This is a genomic window from Mesorhizobium sp. B1-1-5 (genome assembly GCF_006443065.1).
Lineage (GTDB): Bacteria > Pseudomonadota > Alphaproteobacteria > Rhizobiales > Rhizobiaceae > Mesorhizobium.
The window spans coordinates 22,147-40,660 of the sequence record NZ_VFWS01000002.1 but is presented as its reverse complement, the minus strand read 5'-3'; the positions used below and the strand labels follow the sequence as shown (position 1 = coordinate 40,660).

Below are 18,514 nucleotides of genomic sequence, written 5' to 3'. Positions count from 1 at the left end.
CTGTTGTTTGGCCGGGATGCGCGTCTTGATGCGGCTTTCCGGGTCTTGAGCTCAGGTTCGTTCCTTCAGGCTTTCCCGCACGGCCGCCGCAAAGTCGGCCATTGAGGTGAAGTGGTAGTCGGGCACGGTGAAGTGCTTGGGCTCTATCGTGCCGCCATAGCCCTTCTGGGCGTGGCGGCGCTCGATCCAGCAGTTGGTCATGCCGAGCGTCCGGGATATGCCGATGTCGTGATACTGGCTTTGCGCAACGTGCAGGATGTCCTCCTTGCTGTCGCCGCGGGAGGCCACGAAGTCGAAGACCTTTTGAAAGAAGGCAGGGTCCGGCTTCTCGGTGCCGGTATCGTCGGCGGTGAAGGTAGCGAAGAAGGGCGATCCAAGCTGCTTCTCGAAATGGTCGAGAGCCCAGCGCCGGGCATTGGTCGTGGCAATCAGCTTGTGGGACTTCGCAAGGCCGGCCAGTGCCGCCCTGCTGTCGGAGAAGCCTTGCCAGCCGCTCGCCGAATCCCGCAGCCGGGCGCCGTATTTCTCCTCGGCCGGCAGGCCGAGCCGCGGTGCGATGACCATGTAGACACGCGCGAGATCGTCGGGGAAAAGCTTCGCATCGGGCATGTAGCGGGCCTGCCGGTAGAGGGCGAGCGCTTCTTCGCCGTCGACGGAAGCACCGGCCTCCGCGGCGATCTCGGCCAAGCAGGTCGTGATGCCGGCTTCGAAGTCGATCAGCGTACCGACCACATCGAAGGTCACGTATTTGAATTCGTTAAAGCCCCTGGCCAAGACTGGCTCTCCTCTGCGCGCGGCCGAATTACTCATGCTGAACAGAACAATAATCCGTGCTGTCGGGGGCGTCGGCCTTGTTCGAAAGCCCGGAAATTCGGGCTTTCTGGCCCTTTCTTAAAAAGCAGTCTGGCACTTCCCCCGCGCTGGATTCGCCGAAAAGGCGCGAGGTAGCGGCACAAAATTGCGAAATCGTCTGCCCCAGCGATATTTCGAGACACGACATAATCATCTCTCATCATGCCAGCGCCTGGCGCACGTCCGGGTCCTCGAGCGTCTGGTCGAGCGTCTGGCGCGTGCGCTCGACGATCGCGTCGATCTCGTCGTCGGTGCAGCAGAGCGGAGGGGCATAGCCGAGAACACCGTGCGCGAAGGCGCGGATGATGATGCCATTGTCCCAGGCCCTGTCGAAGACGCGTCGCGCCGGCATGGCCGAGGCTGGAAGCGGCGTTTTCTTCTTTTTGTCGACCACCAGCTCGATCGCAGCAAGCATGCCGCGACCGCGGACGTCGCCGACCAGCGGATGGTCGCTCAACCCTGACAGGCCCGCCATCAGGCGGGCGCCGGCCTTGACGCCGTTCTCAAGAATTCCGTTTTCATAGAGCTTCAACACTTCGAGTGCGACGGCTGCGCTGACCGGATGGGCGGAATAGGTGTAGCCATGGCCGACCGCAGACGCACCCGCGCCATCGGCGATGGTGTTGTAGACATGATCGGCCATGAACACGGCGCCCATCGGGATATAGCCCGAAGTCAAGCCTTTCGCCGTCGTCATGAAGTCGGGAACGATATCCTCGTCCGTGCAGGCAAACAGGGGGCCTGTGCGCCCGAAGCCGGTAATCACCTCGTCGGCTATGAACAGGATGCCGTATTCCCGGCAGAGCTCGCGGATCGCCTTGATCCAGCCTTTCGGCGGCACGATGACGCCGCCGGAGCCCTGGATCGGCTCGGCATAAAAGGCGGCGACGCGCTGCGGGCCGAGATCCTCGATCTTGGCCTTCAGCGCCGCAAGCGATGCGGCGGTGATGGCGTTCGGGTCATTCCCAACCGGATTGCGATAAGGATAGGGCGAGGGGATCTTGTGCTGCCATTCGAAGGGAATGCCGAAGCCGGCATGAAAGGCGGGCAGGGCGGTCAGGCCAGCGCCGACCACCGACGATCCGTGATAACCTTGCTCGATGGAAATGAACTGGTCGCGCTGCGGCTCGCCCTTGGCATTCCAGTAATAGCGGACGAAACGGATCGTGCTGTCGACCGCATCCGAGCCGCCAAGCGTGAAATAGACGTGGTTGAGGTCGCCGGGCGCGCGTTCGGCCAATTCCGAGGCGAGCCGGATGGCGGGCTCCGAGCCGAGATCGAAATAGGCAGTGGCGTAGGGCAGCTCGCGCATCTGCCGGGCCGCCGCCTCGACGATGCTGTCGTGACCATAGCCGGCATTCACGCACCACAGGCCGGCGAAACCGTCGAGAAGCTGCCGGCCGGACGCGTCGGTCACTGTAGCGCCCTTCGCCGATTTCAGCACGCGCACGCCGAGCGCCTCGTGCCCGCGATAGGAGGTGACCGGATGGATGAGATGGGCGCGGTCGAGTTCTAGCAGGGAATTGGCGAGCATTTTTGTCCTCCGGACTATCCGAGCGCCTGGTTGGCGAGGGCGTAAACTCTTGGCCTGGCCTGTTCCGGCCCATTCCTGGCGGGGCGGTCCATGGCAACGCCTCCGCCGACATGAGCGAGGCCGATTTCGGCCAGCCATCCCGCGAGGCCGGTGCGGCTGTCGGTATCCACGCGCAGGAACGCGCCGGGGCGCGACGCGGCGAAGAAGCTAATCAGCACTTTGGCGTCCGCGGCGTTGTCCGCAATGACGGGGCCGATCACCTCGCCGCGTCCGAATGGGCGGATTGCGGCATAGGCCGCGATGATGCCTTTGCGGCGGATGACTGCGAATTCACCCCGCTCGGCCAGCGCATCGATCAAAGCTTTACGGTCGGCGCCGTAGGCGTCACGGTCCAGGGCCTTGATTTCCAGCAGATCGTGGGTGCTCGCGGCTTCCACACCCTCGGGAGCCTCAAGCGCTGCCACCTGGCCGTGGTGCTGAAGAATCGTGCCCGAGGGCATAAAGCCCAGCTTCTCATAAAGGGGCATGCCGTCGGTTGTCGCGACAAGTCGCAGTGGCCGGTCGCCGGCAAGGGCAAAGGCCTGTTCCATGAGCCGGCGCCCGAGTCCTTTGCCCCGCGCCTTCCTGTCGACGATCACCATGTTGATCATGGCGCAATCGGCGCCGTAGGGCGTTACCAGGATTGTGCCGGTGACCCGGCCCTGGTCGTCGAGCGCGACCGCGCCGCTGGAGAGTTGCAGCGCCATCTGCCAGTCCTGCGGGCGATGCGGCCAGTTCTCCTGGCGAGAAAGCGCGACTGCGCCCTCGATATGATCCGGCCCAAAGTCCTGGAGTTCGATCTCGCCTTGCTGCATGAGGCACCTTTCCATCTGGCCCCAAGTCTCGGCCATCGGCGGGCTGCAGATCGTCTGAAGGTTTCGACTTCGGCAGTATCATTCGCCTTTGCGCAGGGGGTGCGCCGCATCTTGTGCTGGCGCGGGCCGCAGCGGATGCGCCGCAGGCCGCCGACCAACCCCTCGGGATCGGCTGCAGGGTGCTACAGCGTGCCAAACAGGCCAGCGGATACGGAACTTTCTGCTTTCGGAACGTGCATTTCGGTCAGGTGGCTCGCTCCCGGCCAGCCTATGATGAAAAACATCCGAACGCGGATGTGCTTCCACTGGAGATCGACGAACATGGCTTCCTTCAGGCCCAAATACATCACCTTCGACTGCTACGGCACGTTGACCAATTTCCAGATGGCGGAGGCGGCGCGCGACCTCTATGGCAGCCGGCTTGACGAGCCGCGCATGCAGGAGTTCATCAAGGACTTCGCGGCTTACCGGCTCGATGAGATTCTGGGCGACTGGAAGCCCTATGCCGAGGTCATCCACAACGCGCTGGAGCGCGCCTGCAAACGCAATGGCGTCGGCTTCAGCCCCGATGACGCCAAAATGGTCTATGAGCGCGTGCCGACCTGGGGGCCGCACGCCGACGTTCCGGCCGGACTTGCCAAGGTCGCCAAGGAAATTCCGCTGGTCATCCTCTCCAACGCCATGAACGCGCAGATCATGTCGAACGTCGAAAAGCTCGGCGCACCGTTCCATGCCGTCTACACGGCCGAGCAGGCACAGGCTTACAAGCCTCGCTTCAAGGCCTTCGAATATATGCTCGACAGGCTTGGCTGCGGTCCGCAAGACATCCTTCACTGTTCGTCTTCCTTCCGCTACGACCTGATGTCGGCCCATGACCTCGGCATCAAGAACAAGGTTTGGGTCAACCGCGGCCACGAGCCGGCCAATCCCTACTACGGCTATGTGGAGATATCCGATATTTCCGGGCTGCCGGGTGTGGTCGGGCTCTGAAACAGGCGGATTACCGATGAAGTTCGTCTCCTACTGGCACGACACCGCCCCCGTCTTTTCCGGCGGGGCGCAAGGCCCGGTCGAGGGGCACTACGACGCCGCCATCGTCGGCGGCGGCTTCACCGGTCTCGCCGCCGCGCGCCAGCTGGCGAAGGCCGGCGCCAAGGTCGTGGTGCTGGAAGCGGAGCGGGTTGGCTGGGGCGCCTCCGGGCGCAATGGCGGGCATCTGAACAACGGCCTCGCGCACAGCTATCTTTCGGCCAAGGCGGAGCTTGGCAAGGAACGCGCGATCGCGCTCTACCGCGCGCTGGACGATTCCATCGACACCATCGCGGCGCTGATCGCCGAGGAAGGCATCGACTGCAACTTCCGTCGCGCCGGCAAGCTGAAGCTCGCCTCCAAGCCGAAGCATTTCGAAGCGATCGCCCGCAACTTCGAAGCCGTCCATGCGGAAGTGGACTCGGATACGGCGCTGCTGTCGTCGACCGACCTTAAATCCGAGATCGGCTCGCCCTTTCATGGCGCAATGCTCTCGAAGAAAAGCGCCATGATGCATATGGGCCGCTATGTGGCTGGGCTGGCGACAGCGGCGGTCCGCCATGGCGCCATTATCCATGAGAATGCAACCGTGACGGATCACAGGCAGTCCGGCGCACTGCATCAGCTGACCACTTCGCGCGGCCGCATCAGCGCAGACAATTTGCTCGTGGCGACCGGCGCCTACACCACGCCGAATTTCGACTATTTCCGCCGCAGACTCATCTCCGTTGGTAGCTTCATCATCGCCACGCGGCCGCTGAGCGATGCCGAGATCGCCGCGACGATGCCGGGCAACCGGACATGCGTGACCTCGATGAATATCGGCAACTACTTCCGGCTTTCGCCGGACAAGCGCCTGATCTTTGGCGGCCGTGCCCGCTTCTCGGCAACATCGGACCAGCGCTCCGATGCCAGCAGCGGCCAGATATTGCGGGCAAGTCTCGCTGCGATCTTCCCGCAGCTCGCCAAGGTCGAGATAGACTATTGCTGGGGCGGGCTGGTCGACATGACCAAGGACCGCTTCCCGCGGGCCGGCTACCATGATGGGGTCTGGTACGCGATGGGCTATTCAGGGCACGGCGCGCAGCTTTCCACGCAGCTCGGCATGATCATCGCGGACGCCATGCTCGGCCGCGAGGATCGCAATCCGCTGAAGGGCCTCCAATGGCCGTCCATCCCCGGCTATTCCGGCAAGCCCTGGTTCCTGCCGATGGTCGGCCTCTACTACAAGGCGCTCGACCGGATCCAGTGATCGGGGCTGGGGTTAGCCCAGCCCGCCCATATGGAAGCTCTTCATCTCAAGATATTCCTCGATGCCGGCCTGGGCGCCCTCGCGCCCGAGGCCGGACTGCTTGACGCCGCCGAAGGGAGCGACCTCCATCGAGACGGAGCCGGTGTTGAGCCCCACCATGCCGAATTCCAGCGCCTCGCCGACGCGCCAGGCGCGCTTCAGGTTCTCGGTGTAGAAGTAGGAGGCCAGTCCGTATGGCGTGCCGTTGGCGAGCGCGATCGCCTCCTCTTCGGTCTCGAAACGGAAGAGCGGCGCTACCGGACCAAAGGTTTCCTCGCCGGCGAGCTGCATCTCAGCCGTTGCGCCGGTCAGCACCAGCGGCGCAACATATTGCGGGCCCTGCGGTAACGCCGGCTTCTCGGTTGCGATCGCAGCACCCTTGGCGAGCGCGTCCTCGACATGCCGCTCGATCTTCTCGACCGCCGCCATGTTGATCATCGGTCCGATCGCGACGCCGGGCTGCGTGCCTGGCCCAACTATCATGGCGTTCACGCGGGCGCTGAGCTTGGCGGCGAAGGCGTCATAGACCGAGGTCTGGACGAGGATGCGGTTGGCGCACACGCAGGTCTGGCCGCCGTTGCGAAATTTCGAGGCGAGCGCGCCTTCGACTGCCAAATCGAGATCTGCGTCGTCGAAGACGATGAACGGCGCGTTGCCGCCGAGCTCGAGGCTGAGCCTTTTCACGCTGTCGGCCGCGCCGCGCATCAGCAGTGAGCCGACCCTGGTCGAACCGGTGAAGGAAATCTTGCGCACGGTCTCGTTCGCCATGATCTCGTTGCCGATCTCGGCCGGCATGCCGGTGACGATGTTGATGACGCCGGTGGGGATGCCCGCTCGTTCGGCAAGCACGCCGAGCGCCAGTGCCGAATAGGGCGTGAACTCGGACGGCTTGATGACCACGGTGCAGCCGGCGGCCAACGCCGGCGCGACCTTGCGGGTGATCATCGCGTTGGGAAAATTCCACGGCGTGATGATGCCGCAAACGCCAACCGGTTCCTTCAGAACGATGATGCGGCGGTCGGATGAGGGCGCGGGAATGGTGTGGCCGTTGATGCGGCGCGCCTCCTCGGCGAACCATTTGACGAAGGAGGCGCCGTAGCGGATCTCGCCTTTGGCCTCGTCCAGCGGCTTGCCTTGTTCCGTCGTCAGGATCAGCGCGAGATCGTCCAGATGCGTGAGCATCAGGCCATGCCAGGCCTCCAGCAGGGCGGCACGTTCGGCATGGGTCTTCTTTTTCCAATCCTGATAGGCGGAAGCCGCGGCCTGTATGGCCGTTCGGGTCTCCGGACCAGCCATGTCTGGCACCGTGCCGACCGATAGCTGTGTTGCAGGATTAATCACATCGACCGTCCTGCCGGAACCTGCCGCGACCCATCTCCCGCCGATGAGGCCGGCCTCGCGGAAGAGACTGTTGTCATTCAGGTTTTTCATCAAAACGACCTCGCAAATCAGGTGAGCGCCGCGACGACGGCGGCCGTAATGGCGTCTGTCTTGTCTTTGCCGGCGGTGGTTCCGATGCCGCGCGCAGTCGTCGCTTCGACCGCTTTCATGATGCGGAAGGCCCCATCCTTCTCGCCAAGATGATCGAGCATCATGGCGCCGGACCAGATGGTGGCGATCGGATTGGCGATGCCAAGATGGGCGATGTCGGGCGCGGAGCCGTGCACTGGCTCGAACATCGACGGCGCCGAGCGGTCGGGGTTGATGTTGGCGGAAGCTGCGTAGCCGAGCCCGCCCTGGATCGCCGCGCCGATGTCCGTCAGGATGTCGCCGAAGAGATTGGAAGCGACGACCACGTCGAGACTCTCCGGCGCCATGATCATGCGCGCGGCGAGCGCGTCGACATGATAGCTGGTGACGGCGACATCCTGATATTCCGCAGCCAGCTTGCGCGTGATCTCGTCCCAGAACACCATTGAGTATTTCTGCGCATTGGACTTGGTGACGGAGGCGAGTTTGCCTCGCCGGGCTCGCGCCTGCTCGAAGCCGAAGCGCAGGATGCGCTCGACGCCGGCTCGGGTGAAGATCGAGGTCTCCACCGCGACTTCGTCCAGCGTGCCCTGGTGCACGCGTCCGCCGGCGCCGGAATATTCGCCTTCGGTGTTCTCGCGGATGCAAAGGATGTCGAAACTTTCCGCCCGCAGCGGTCCCTTGACGCCCGGCAACAGGCGGTGCGGCCGGATATTGGCATATTGCACGAAGGCCTTGCGGATCGGCAGCAGAAGGCCGTGCAGCGACACGGAATCCGGCACTTCGGCCGGCCAGCCCACGGCGCCGAGAAGGATGGCATCGAAGCCGCGCAGGGTCTCGATGCCGTCCTCGGGCATCATGCGGCCGTTTTCCTTGAAGAAGCGGCAGGACCAGGGGAACTCCGTGCCTGCAAGGCAAAAGCCTCCCTGTTTGGCTACCGTTTCCAACACTGTCCAGGCAGCGGCGGTGACGTCGCGGCCGATGCCGTCACCGGGGATCAGGGCGATAGAGTAGGTTTTCATCGACATCTCTTCACAGGCTGATCAGGACGCTCTTGGTCCTGCGGTTGGCGAGATAGGCTTCGCGGCCAAGGTCCTTGCCGATGCCGGAGCGCTTGTAGCCGCCAGTGGGCAGGATGTGGTCGCGCGAGCGGCTGTAGCGGTTGACCCAGACGGTGCCCGCCTCGAGCCTGCGCGCGAAACGGATCGTGCGCGACAGGTCGGCGGTGAACAGGCCGGAGGCCAGCCCGTAGGTCGGATGGCTGGATAGCGCCAGCGCCTCCTCCTCGCTGTCGAAGGTCTGGACGGTCAGGACCGGGCCGAAGATCTCCTCGACGATCGCCGGATTGTCCTGACTGACATTGGCAATCAGCGTCGGCTCGTAAAAATAGCCGGGAGCTTCCATGGCCCCGCCACCGATCAGGCATTCGCCGCCTGCGGCGACAGCGGCCCGCACGATGCCGTCAACGCGCGCCCGCTGCCGTTCCGAGATGATTGGCGAATACTGCGTCGCCTCGTCCCAGGTTGCGCCGGGCCGCACTGCCTTCATCCGCTCCAGGATGGCGGCCGTTAACTGGTCGATCACGCTCTTCTCGACGATCAGACGCGTGCCGGCCACGCAGGCCTGGCCTGCATTGAAGGTGACGCTGCCGGCGATTGCCGTCGCCGCCTTGTCGAGATCGGCATCGGCAAAGACGAGCTGCGGGCTCTTGCCGCCGAGCTCCAGCGTCATCGGCTTGACGCCGGTGCGGGCGACGTTCTCCATGATGGCTGAACCGGCGCGGGTGGAACCGGTGAAGCTGACCTTGGCGATCTCGGGATGACCGGTAAGCGCCGTGCCGGTCGTCGGGCCGTCGCCGAGCACCACGTTAATCAGCCCCGCCGGCAGGCCGGCTCTGACCGCAAGCTCTGCCATGTAGATAGCCGAGAAGGGCGTCATTTCCGACGGCTTCAGCACGACTGCATTGCCCGCGGCCAGCGCCGGCCCGAGTTTCCATCCGGCCATCGAGATCGGAAAATTCCACGGCGTGATCGCACCGACCACGCCATAGGGCTCGCTCATGATCATGCCGAGACTGGCGTCGTCGGTCGGCACCAGCTCGCTGCCTTCCTTGTCGGCGAACTCGGCAAAGAAGCGGATCTGCTCGGCGGTGACGGCGATGTCGCCGGCGACGAGCTGGCCCACGGGCCGGGTCGAGCTCAGGGCCTCGATCCGGGCGAGCGTTTGGCCCTCCGCCTCCATCAGATCGGCCCAGGCGTGGAGCGCCTTGGTGCGCTCGCGCGGCCGGACGCCGCCCCAGTTGCTGGCTTTCAGCGCCGCTTTGGCGCTTTCCACCGCCCGATCGACCAAATCCAGACCGGCCACGGGGCAGGCGGCGTAGGATTTGCCATCGGACGGACGGCGCATCTCCATCACGCCCTCGGCCGAAACCAGCTCCCCATCGATGAAGTGGCCGACGGCAAGGGCGATTGTATCGGGATTGAAGCTCAGGCTCATGGGCAAACCATTTGGCAGCATCGGCCTGAGCTTAGCCCGTGCCGGCACGCAGCATGCGCTGTTCGGTGATCCGCCGCCGACGAATGTTGCGTGCTTGGAACAAGAGACGGCAAAATCTTCCGCGGAGGTCGCTGCCTGCGCGGACGCTCCCTAGCCCACCGTGACGTAGATCTTGCGCACGGTCTCGATGGTCCTCCAAACACCGGTGAAGCCCGGCTTCATCACGAAGCTATCGCCGGCCCGATAGGTCACCGTATCGCCGGCGTCGGGCGTGATCTCGACCACGCCGGCGAGGATGTGGCAGAACTCGAAGGTGTCGCCTTGATCGAGCGCGTCTCGCCCGGTGTCGCCTCCCACACGCCGGTGTGGACAAGGTCGTCCTTGGCGACATCCTGGGCCCAGGTCTTGAAGGCTGGGTCGCCGGCAATCAGGCGGTCGGGCAGCGCCTTGGATTCGCGCGGCGGGAAAACCGGGTTGGTATCGACGGTCTTGAGCAGAGACAAGGTATGATCCTTCCAGTTGACGTTTCAATAGCCGCGCGAGCGGTCGACGAGCCCGATCGGATCGAGACCGGCGCGATGGCGCCTTATGTTGTCGATCACGGCGCGCGCGGCGGTCGCGGGCTGGGTGACGCTGGCGACATGCGGGGTCAGGATGATCTTCGGATGCGACCAGAACGGATGGCCAGCGGGAAGCGGCTCGGGATCCGTTACGTCGATCATCGCCGACGACAGATGACCGCTGTCCAGCGTGGCGACAAGCCCTTCATGGTCGAGCTGCGGTCCGCGCCCGGTGTGGACGAGAGCCGCGCCCGCGGGCAACTTCGCGAAGAGATCGGCATTGAGGAAACCTCGCGTCTCGTCGGTCAGCGGCAGGAGGCAGACCAGTATATCGCTGGCCGCCAGCATCTGCTTAAGCCCGAGGTCGCCATGATAACAGGTCACGTCCTGGATCAGCCGCTGCGAGCGACTCCAGCCGGCAAGTGGAAAGCCAAAGGGCTTCAGCCGGTCGAGGACGGCTTGGCCGAGCTGTCCGAGACCGAGCACACCGATCCGACGCGAGCCTGCTTGAAGCTGAGGGACGTCGCGCCATTCTCCGGCTCGCTGCTGCGCCAGATAGATTGGCAGGTTGCGGTGAAGCGCAAGCACGGCGAGTGCCGCATACTCTTGCATCATGCGCACGATGCCTTCTTCGATCATGCGAACGATCTTGACCTTCGCCGGGACCGCATCGAAGCGGAACTGATCAACGCCGGCGCCGAGGGAAAACAGGATTTCGAGGTTGCGGTAACGGCCGAGGTCCTGAGGAACGGTCCAGGTGATCAGATAGCGAACCGCGTCGGGATCGACCGACGCCGGGTCCATCGCGAAGGGCAGTTCGGGTAATTCGCTCGCGAATGCCTCGGCAAATACCGCGCCGCGCCGCGCATCGGAGTTGAACAGGAAGGTCATTCCGGCTGCTCCTTCACGCCGCGCATCGTGCACCCAGCGCCTCGATCATCTGCTGGCAGGCAGCGAGCTCGCTCTCGAGGATATATTCATCCGGCTTGTGGGCGCGGCCGATATCACCCGGGCCGCAGATGATCGCGTCTAGCCCCGCGGCCTGGTAGAGCCCGGCCTCTGTGCCGTAGCTGACGGCGGCGAGCGGCGTCTGGCCGGTCAGCTCTTGCAACAGCGCCGCCAGCGGCGCGTCCTGCGGAAGCGACAGCGCCGGATAGGCGCTTACCGGCGTCCACTCGACGCGAAAACCGTCGATCGCCCGAGTCTCAGCGCTGGCCCTGACCGGCGTGAGCAGGCTGGTCGGGTCGACGCCGGGAATAGCGCGCGCCTCCAGGTCCAGCGTGCAGGTGTCGGGGATGATGTTGACCGACTGTCCGCCGGCGATCACGCCGGCCTGCAACGAAGAATAGGGCGGCTCAAAGGCCGCATCGAACGGGCCGTGCATCAGCCCTCCGGCTTCGCTCACGGCTGTGCTCAGGACATCGGCCATCGCATGGATGGCATTGAGGCCTAGATCGGGGCGAGAGGAATGGCCTGAGCGCCCCCTTATGGTCACGCGGGCGGCCGCCTTGCCCTTGTGGCCGCGCACGGCGCGCATGCCGCTCGGCTCCCCGACGATGACGCCGAGCGGCTTGGCGCAAAACTCGCAAAGGCAGGCGATCAGGTGCGGCACGCCGCGACATCCGATCTCCTCATCATAGGAGAAAGCGATATGGATCGGCGTGGCGAGGCGCAGTTTCGCGAGCGCTGGGACCGCCGCGAGCACCGCCGCAAGAAACCCTTTCATGTCAGTGGTGCCGCGTCCGTAGAGCCGCTCGGTCTCGCGGCGCAAGGCGAAAGGGTTGGAACTCCATTGCGGCTCGCAAGCGGGGACGACATCCATGTGGCCGGAAAGAATATAGCCCGGTACATCGGCGGGACCGATCGTGGCGAATAGATTTGAGCGGTCGCCCTCAGGCCCGGGAATCAGCCTGACCTTTGCTCCGTATTCTCTAAGATAGGTCTCGATCCAACTGGCGATGTCATTGTTTGGCTTGCCGGCGACGGAGGGAAAGGCGACGAGACGGTCGAGGATGTCGCAGACGTCCATTCCTGCCCTCAAATCAGTTCGGTTCGCCGGACTCGGCGCCGGTCATAACTGCAGAATTGCCGCAGACGATGGGCGCTTTCCTTCGCGATTGCGTGCCGAAAGCGGAAATGTTTCAGTCGAATCTTGCGTTGGCGCGCGGCATTCGAGCAAATCGTATTGATCTGGTCGTTTAAACGTGGACAGGGCAGGGGTGTATGTCACCCGTTACGCAATCTTTCAGAGGCAAGGAATTGAAGCCGTCCGAAAGCTTGAAAATCGATGCCTTCTCGGTGCGGATCGCCGAGATCGAAGGTGTTGAACTGGACCGATTGCATGCGCTCTCGCTGTCTGTAGGCTGGCCGCATCGTGCGGAAGACTGGCACTTCCTGCGCGAAGTGGGGCAAGGCTTGGTGGCTCTCGATGAGATCGGCCGGGTTCTCGGCTCCGCGATGTGGTTCGGGCATGGCGATAGCTTCGCGACCGTCGGCATGGTCATCACCTCGCCACGGCTTCAGACGCTTGGGGCCGCGCAGTGGCTGATGAAGCGGGTTTTCGATAACCTTCCCGGGCACGACCTTCGCCTCAATGCAACCCGCGCCGCCCGGCGGCTCTATCTCTCGCTCGACTTCCAGCCTGAGAAGACCGTCTATCAATGCCAGGGCATCGCCCGCGTCCCAACGGCAGGCAGCCCCACGGAGGCGGGCAGCGACGTCCGGACTTTGGACGCAGGCGATATTCCGGCAGCGGTCGCCCTCGACGCGGCGGGGTTTGGAGTGAGGCGGACAGCGCTTATCGAAAGGCTCTTCGCACACTCGAACGGATATGGTCTTTTCAAGAATGACAAGCTGAGCGCATTCGCGCTCTGCCGGCCATTCGGGCGAGGCCATGTCATAGGACCGGTCGTGGCCGAAAGCGATGCTGATGCGGTTGCGATTGTCCGGCCGCATGTAACCGATCATTCTGGGTCTTTCCTCAGGGTTGACACTCACATGCACAATGGCGAGTTCGCTGCCTTCCTGTCGCACGCCGGAATGCCGGTTTTCGACACGGTGCTGACCATGTCGCTGGGCAAACGCCTCGCCGATTTTTACGAAGGCCGCTCGGCTGGGCCGAAGACCTATGCTCTGGCAAGCCAAACCCTGGGGTAGTTGGTGCTCGTCGATACATCCCATCTTTGAAACCGAGAGGCGTCGCGTCATTTCCGGGGTTTCGCCGAAGTTCGTGAACGATCTGATGAAGCTGCGCGCCGAGAGGGGTTCGCTTGACCCGCTCCGGCAATCATTGGCGGCGGCAAGCTGGCCGCTCACGCCGACTTCGTGCGCCAGTGGACGGCCAATAACGGCAATCTGATGCTCGACGAGCTGTGCGGTGCGATCGCGTAAGTCAGGCCTGTTGTCGGGTCGCCGGCCCGGCGAGGCTGCAACTAGACTAGGCGGGCGCGCTGCAGAGCAAGGCCTCCCGAACAGCCTCGAAGAAGCGACGGACCTCAGCGCGCGCATCGTTGGCGTCCTGGCCGCGTTCGGTCGCGACCGAAAGCAGATGCGTAGCAGTTTCCCGCCAGAGCGTAGCCGCCTCGTCACTCGGAAGGCGAGCAATTGCGTTCGCCACGATTCGAATGGCGGGAAGTTCTCGACTAATTGGGAAAGCATACACCGACATGGACCGGATGACCCGCAAACGTTCCATGCCGAACCTATCGATCGAAAGGAAACAGAAGCTTAAGAAGCGGGGCTTAAGCCCTTCGCCAAGACCTTGTCGCCAGATGACAAAAGATCTCCCGTAGGGCCATTCTCGAGTTCGCGGGAAGTTGCGCGGCTCCTGGGATTTGGCCCGGAACAATCACGCGCCTGAAAGCAGGGCGCTTAGAGCTTCGAACTGAAGCCGCACTGCATCACCATCGCCTCGATTGCCGCCATGCTAGCTATCGGGCTTGCCCGTCCGGCAGTTTATGGCCATGTGGCGCGCCCTTTCCCAATTTGTGTAATGCCACGGCGAAGTAATTGATACTGGGAACAAATTAGCAGTTCGAAAGTTCGCGACAACGCGGGAGAAGGACTAACCGCTCCCGAGCCGGTTGGTCGAAGGCCTGCTTTCGTTCCAGGATTCCCGCATATGAAGATTGACCAGATCGCCCCCCTGACTGAGTCCGTGCCACCCAAGTTCTATGGCGGGACCGAGCGCATCGTTTCATATTTAACGGAAGAGCTGGTTCGAAGGGGCCATGACGTGACGCTGTTCGCCAGCGGCGATTCACGTACTTCGGCCGAACTGGTGGCATGTTGCGACGTTGCGCTTCGCTTCAATCCCAAAGCAAGGAATCCGATTCCTTACCACGTGATGATGCTTGAACAGGTCCGCAGACGGGCGGACGAATTCGACGTGCTGCTCCTCGCGTTCCTCGGCCGCATCTCACCCGAAAAGGGGCCGGAAGCCGCGATGGAAATCGATACGCGGGCGATCGGGGATGCGCCGATCGCCTATCCCGTCGCCTGTCTGCCGCAGGCATGGTCGGCCGGTTCCGCGTTTATGATGCTGCAGGCCTGCCTGGGGATCCGCATCGATGGTTGGAAGCGCGAGATCAATGTCGAACGCCCACGGTTGCCGATAGGCATCGACAACATCGTCATCCGGCACTTAACCGTGGGCGAGGCGAAGGTCGACCTCAATTTCCGGCGCGTCGGCGACCGGATCGTCTGCTATCTCGGCGAACGGCACGAGGGCCTGGTGCCGCTGGTCGTTCGCTCGTAGCAACCGGGATAGCAGGGCCTGCCATAGATGCTCACCGGCATTCAGGTGCTGCTGGTGAGGTCTCTCGGACTCCTCTTGAACCGAAAAGAGCTCCTTCCAATCTTTTCTCTTGGTCTCCAGCGGGCGTGCAGGTGTTCGAATATCACCGGTGCATCTGCGGAAACGACCAAAGGGGTCAGTTGTTGAAGGAGGTCACTATGGACGGTGATGCTTTCAAGCAGCCGGTTTTCGTAGGGGAGAATGGCTACATCCAAAAGATCGACTGCGTGATGGATGCCATTGAGTTTTTGGAAGAATGGCCTGTGGAGAGACGTGGGCTGCTTCACGCGGCGGCCTGCGAAGCGTGCTACTCGGCTTATGACGGTCGCAAACCAGTCGAGGCCGCGCGCAAGGCCTTTACGACTTGGGCCCGCAAGGTTGGCGTGATCGAGGACGTGCCCACAGCGCCGTCGTGGATGACTGGGCCAAAGATCAGCAACGCCAACCTCTTGTGAGGCGTGCGAAAGGGCTCCTCGTCAGGCGCGGCTTGCGATGAATACGTGCCGGAGCGAAACGCCGCGTCAGACGCGTATATGGGACCTCGGCCGCCCCTCTTCCTATCCCATAGAACCGGGGTTGACTGATGGAGGCCGCGCCGCTGCAAACGCTGTCTGTTCGGCCGGACGACTTCGCCGCTCTCATGGAAGTTCGATCTCGCCGTCCACCACGTGGGTGAGGCCAGTGCCTTCCGCCGTCAGAGTCATGCGGACCTTCAACTTCTTGCCGCCGATTTGCCCTTCGCGCACCGTCTCCTCGATCTTGCGCTGGGAGGTGACGCCGACTTCCTTCAGGAACTTGCGGATCGACATGTTGAAGGCATCTTCGCTCACGGCGGAACTCCTCTCTTGTCCGATAGGATTTTAAGGGAAGGCAAAGCATCAAGGAAGCAGGACCGTGCCGTGTCCCCATAGGACTGGATTCCGAGCCCGAAGGAGCGTCGGGCTCGGCGATTGGAAGGTATGGAACCGTGATTGGCCTCTGCTGTCGCTAGTTGCGAAGGCAGAACGGTTTCTAGAACAATGGGGCTCAAGGACGTTGGGGTCTGTCCAATGGGCGAGAGCCGATGACCAGGTTCTGTTTTCCACATCGATAACCATGCCTTCACTCCTGATCCCGATCGGGTGGATCTCCCGGATTTGGGTGCGGCCACTGCAAGCGGTGCGTCCTGCTGGCGAGACGATAAACGACAAAAAGCAGTCGTTCTGGCAGGATCCAAGCCAAATACGCCAGCCTCAACCACTCACCCCTTGCAGCGAAGTCGGAAGTGTCAGTCCCCGCTAGCATGCTATGGACACCTGGCGGCCTGCCGGCGCCCTCAGCATCCAGAAATTGGCTTATTGACGCACGCATCCGCGGCATTTCTCGCGTGATTTCATTTGGTATCAATCACATCGAGCCCAGTGTTGCAGAACCGGACTGGTCGTCTCATATGGCGCCCTTCGCCGGGGGCTGTCGGTCCCGCATCCCGCCTTACGGCGGCGCTATGCTGATGCTCCTTCGGCCGCCCTGTTGAACCGGTCTCAGGGCCACGAACCTGCTCCGGCACCGAACTGACCTGTTTGCGCTTACGGACATTTCGGTGCCTCCACTTTGTACGCCCTTTTCACATTGGTCGGGCGAGCAGTGGGCTCTCCCGATGGAGAGGCCGAGAAGGGCGGAGTTTTGAGCGACGGATTGATGAGGGAAAGAGAGGAGCAAAGGCCCGGTGCGTGCAGACGTCGCGGAAGCAGAGTGTCACCGAGAGCGGCGGCGGCGCACCGTGCCGCTTGCGCGCCAAGGCCGGCAAGGGAAGCTGCGCCGCGGCGCAACCCGCCACAATCACTGCCTTGCATGCCGCGCCCTTGCCCGCCTTGCTCTTCGCGGCCTCCTGTTCCTGCCCAATTGCTTGGGCGAGAACCGAATAGAAGGGAGGCGCTGCACAGGTGCGCGGGCAAAAATGGAAAAAGCAGAAATTGAAGGGCTGAAGGACAAGGTACCCTGCGCTGCGGTGCTGGAGCGCGCGGGATTCGCCCTCGACGTCAAGCAGAGCACGCGCAAGGCGATGAAATACCGCCGTGAGGCGTCGATCATCATCGTCATCCATGACGGCAAAGGCTGGTTCGACCCGCTTGGCGACGACAAGGGCGATGTCTTTCGCCTGGTCGAACATCTTGAGAAGGTGCCGTTCGTCGAAGCCATGAACGACGTCGCCAGCCTCGTCGGGTTCGTGCCGTCCGAGCCGGTCTGGCAGCGGGTGTCCCGCCAGCGGGAGCCTGACCTGTCGATACCGGAGCGCTGGCACGCACGGCGCAGGCCATGGCGCGGATCGGCGACCTGGCGCTATCTCACCGAGGGCCGGCATCTTCCCGATCGCATCGTCCGTGCCTCAATCAGCGCCGGCGTTGTGCGCGAAGGCCCGCACGGCTCGATGTGGGCTGCCCATGTCGACATCAACGGCACCGTTGCCGGCTGGGAAGAACGCGGACCCGACTGGCGCGGCTTTGCCACCGGCGGCGCCAAGGTGCTGTTCCGCCTCGGAAGTCCCGATGCGTTGCGCCTTTGCGTGACCGAAGCCGCGATCGACGCCATGAGCCTTGCCGCGCTTGAGGGTTTCAGCGCCGACACGCTCTATCTCAGCACCGGTGGCGGCTGGTCGCCGGCAACCGATGCGGCGCTCCGCGCGCTTGCCGCCAAGCCGGGTATTGAGCTCGTCGCGGCTACCGACAACAACAAACAGGGCGACATCTATGCCGACCGCCTGCTCGGGCTGGGGGAGGAAGCTGGGTGCGGCAGTGATCGCCTTCGACCTATAGCGGATGATTGGAACGCCGATCTGAGAATGAAAGCGGAAGCAGGAGAGGAGGAAGGAGGAAGCTGCCGCATGCCCGCCGGTCGCCTCAAGGGTGAAGCTTCGCCCGGCTCGCGCCGGCCCTTGACCCGCCCGGGCGGAGAGGCGGCCGCGGGGGGAGGGTCCGGAAGAGCCGAAGAAGATGGTGATCCATAGGGGATGAACCGCACTCCGGCTCCGCACAAGGCCAGGAGCCTCCCATGACCCAATCCTTCATCCGCAAGATCTACTTCGGCGTCGCCGATCGCCGGCAGATGTTCCGCCTCTTCGACCGCCACGCCCAGCGGCCCGATCGCTGGGAGAATGACGACAGCGGCCTGTTTGCCGGCGAGTGGTTCGAAATCGCGCGAGCCGAGCACGATTACATGCTCGACCTGCTGCCGCCGCTCTGGATGCGCGGCGAGATGTTCGCCCTGCGCGAGTTCCTCACCGAGAGCCTGACCAGCGTCTTCTACACACTGCGCATCAACGGCAAGACGCGCTACTTCCATGCCTATTGCGACCTCGCGCGGCCCCGCTCGCCGGTCGAGATGCGCGACGCCATCGTCGAACGCGAATCCTGGCCAGTGAAGGCGATGACGCGTGCGGAGCGCCTTGAGCATGTCTGGAGCGCGACCCATGACGAGTACCGCAGCTACGCCGGGGAGCGCCTCGGAGCCGAGCATCGCGGCAAACGCACCATCCTCGTCTATGGCCTGGGGAGGCCCGAGCAGAAATTGCTCGATGACCTGACCGACGACGAGATCGCGGCCAAGCTGCCGGCGCATCTCAGGCACCTTCCCGTCCGCGCAGCGGCGTGAGGGAGG

General features: G+C 63.4%; 17 protein-coding genes and 3 pseudogenes. 8 read left to right on the top strand and 12 right to left on the bottom strand.

Features of this window, described 5'->3' with window-relative positions:
• Nucleotides 1-51: 51 nt before the first annotated feature.
• The 4 genes from FJ980_RS01255 to FJ980_RS34565 form a co-directional block, all read right to left on the bottom strand.
• The gene (locus FJ980_RS01255) at nt 52-774 is read right to left on the bottom strand and encodes an HAD-IA family hydrolase (RefSeq protein WP_181181068.1); all 723 of its coding nucleotides are present in this window, start codon (nt 772-774) and stop codon (nt 52-54) included.
• Between the two features lie 238 nt (nt 775-1,012).
• A complete protein-coding gene (locus FJ980_RS01250) occupies nt 1,013-2,386 on the bottom strand; it encodes an aspartate aminotransferase family protein (protein WP_140541152.1) in 1,374 nt (457 codons plus the stop codon).
• Nucleotides 2,387-2,400: 14 nt separating this feature from the next.
• Nucleotides 2,401-3,240, bottom strand: a complete 840-nt coding sequence (locus tag FJ980_RS01245) for a GNAT family N-acetyltransferase (RefSeq protein ID WP_140541151.1) — start codon at nt 3,238-3,240, stop codon at nt 2,401-2,403.
• Between the two features lie 182 nt (nt 3,241-3,422).
• The gene (locus FJ980_RS34565) at nt 3,423-3,563 is read right to left on the bottom strand and encodes a hypothetical protein (protein WP_181175778.1); all 141 of its coding nucleotides are present in this window, start codon (nt 3,561-3,563) and stop codon (nt 3,423-3,425) included.
• On the opposite strand from FJ980_RS34565, the gene FJ980_RS01240 reads away from it, so the two are divergent.
• Entirely contained in the window at nt 3,562-4,230 is a 669-nt protein-coding gene (locus FJ980_RS01240) for a haloacid dehalogenase type II (RefSeq protein WP_140541150.1), read from the top strand. The two genes, FJ980_RS34565 and FJ980_RS01240, sit on opposite strands and share 2 nt — an antisense overlap.
• Before the next feature lie 16 nt (nt 4,231-4,246).
• On the top strand, nt 4,247-5,521 hold the full coding sequence (locus tag FJ980_RS01235) for an FAD-binding oxidoreductase (protein WP_140541149.1): 1,275 nt from the start codon (nt 4,247-4,249) through the stop codon (nt 5,519-5,521).
• A gap of 12 nt (nt 5,522-5,533) precedes the next feature.
• Here FJ980_RS01235 and FJ980_RS01230 read toward each other — a convergent pair whose 3' ends face one another.
• The 6 genes and pseudogenes from FJ980_RS01230 to argE all read right to left on the bottom strand — a co-directional run bounded on the left by FJ980_RS01230 (nt 5,534) and on the right by argE (nt 12,115).
• On the bottom strand, nt 5,534-6,991 hold the full coding sequence (locus FJ980_RS01230) for an NAD-dependent succinate-semialdehyde dehydrogenase (RefSeq protein ID WP_140541148.1): 1,458 nt from the start codon (nt 6,989-6,991) through the stop codon (nt 5,534-5,536).
• A gap of 17 nt (nt 6,992-7,008) precedes the next feature.
• A complete protein-coding gene (locus tag FJ980_RS01225; RefSeq protein WP_140541147.1) occupies nt 7,009-8,052 on the bottom strand; it encodes a tartrate dehydrogenase in 1,044 nt (347 codons plus the stop codon).
• 10 nt (nt 8,053-8,062) lie between these two features.
• Nucleotides 8,063-9,526, bottom strand: a complete 1,464-nt coding sequence (locus FJ980_RS01220; RefSeq protein ID WP_140541146.1) for an aldehyde dehydrogenase family protein — start codon at nt 9,524-9,526, stop codon at nt 8,063-8,065.
• Between the two features lie 150 nt (nt 9,527-9,676).
• Nucleotides 9,677-10,029 (bottom strand): annotated as a pseudogene (locus FJ980_RS01215) (cupin domain-containing protein).
• Nucleotides 10,030-10,053: 24 nt separating this feature from the next.
• Nucleotides 10,054-10,977, bottom strand: a complete 924-nt coding sequence (locus FJ980_RS01210; RefSeq protein WP_140541145.1) for a glyoxylate/hydroxypyruvate reductase A — start codon at nt 10,975-10,977, stop codon at nt 10,054-10,056.
• A gap of 13 nt (nt 10,978-10,990) precedes the next feature.
• Entirely contained in the window at nt 10,991-12,115 is a 1,125-nt protein-coding gene (gene argE, locus FJ980_RS01205) for an acetylornithine deacetylase (RefSeq protein ID WP_140541144.1), read from the bottom strand.
• A gap of 194 nt (nt 12,116-12,309) precedes the next feature.
• On the opposite strand from argE, the gene FJ980_RS01200 reads away from it, so the two are divergent.
• On the top strand, nt 12,310-13,242 hold the full coding sequence (locus FJ980_RS01200; RefSeq protein ID WP_140541143.1) for a GNAT family N-acetyltransferase: 933 nt from the start codon (nt 12,310-12,312) through the stop codon (nt 13,240-13,242).
• Nucleotides 13,243-13,522: 280 nt separating this feature from the next.
• Here FJ980_RS01200 and FJ980_RS35220 read toward each other — a convergent pair whose 3' ends face one another.
• Nucleotides 13,523-13,753: a DUF6074 family protein gene (locus FJ980_RS35220; RefSeq protein ID WP_140541229.1), complete on the bottom strand. Its 231-nt coding sequence runs from the start codon at nt 13,751-13,753 to the stop codon at nt 13,523-13,525.
• A gap of 453 nt (nt 13,754-14,206) precedes the next feature.
• Between FJ980_RS35220 and FJ980_RS34560 the strand changes: the two are divergent.
• The 3 genes and pseudogenes from FJ980_RS34560 to FJ980_RS01185 all read left to right on the top strand — a co-directional run.
• Nucleotides 14,207-14,479 (top strand): annotated as a pseudogene (locus tag FJ980_RS34560) (glycosyltransferase); the annotation flags it as partial.
• 63 nt (nt 14,480-14,542) lie between these two features.
• Nucleotides 14,543-14,842 (top strand): annotated as a pseudogene (locus FJ980_RS34555) (amylo-alpha-1,6-glucosidase); the annotation flags it as partial.
• Between the two features lie 197 nt (nt 14,843-15,039).
• Complete coding sequence (locus tag FJ980_RS01185) at nt 15,040-15,336, top strand: DUF982 domain-containing protein (RefSeq protein WP_140541141.1); 297 nt, start codon at nt 15,040-15,042, stop codon at nt 15,334-15,336.
• Between the two features lie 183 nt (nt 15,337-15,519).
• On the opposite strand, the gene FJ980_RS01180 is transcribed toward FJ980_RS01185, so the two are convergent.
• Nucleotides 15,520-15,711 carry a DUF6494 family protein gene (locus FJ980_RS01180; RefSeq protein ID WP_140541140.1) on the bottom strand — a complete coding sequence of 64 codons (192 nt, stop codon included), beginning with the start codon at nt 15,709-15,711 and terminating at the stop codon, nt 15,520-15,522.
• Nucleotides 15,712-16,817: 1,106 nt separating this feature from the next.
• On the opposite strand from FJ980_RS01180, the gene FJ980_RS01175 reads away from it, so the two are divergent.
• Nucleotides 16,818-17,864, top strand: a complete 1,047-nt coding sequence (locus tag FJ980_RS01175; protein WP_140541139.1) for a DUF3991 and toprim domain-containing protein — start codon at nt 16,818-16,820, stop codon at nt 17,862-17,864.
• Between the two features lie 44 nt (nt 17,865-17,908).
• Entirely contained in the window at nt 17,909-18,508 is a 600-nt protein-coding gene (locus FJ980_RS01170) for a DUF1419 domain-containing protein (RefSeq protein ID WP_140541138.1), read from the top strand.
• Nucleotides 18,509-18,514 lie beyond the last annotated feature (6 nt).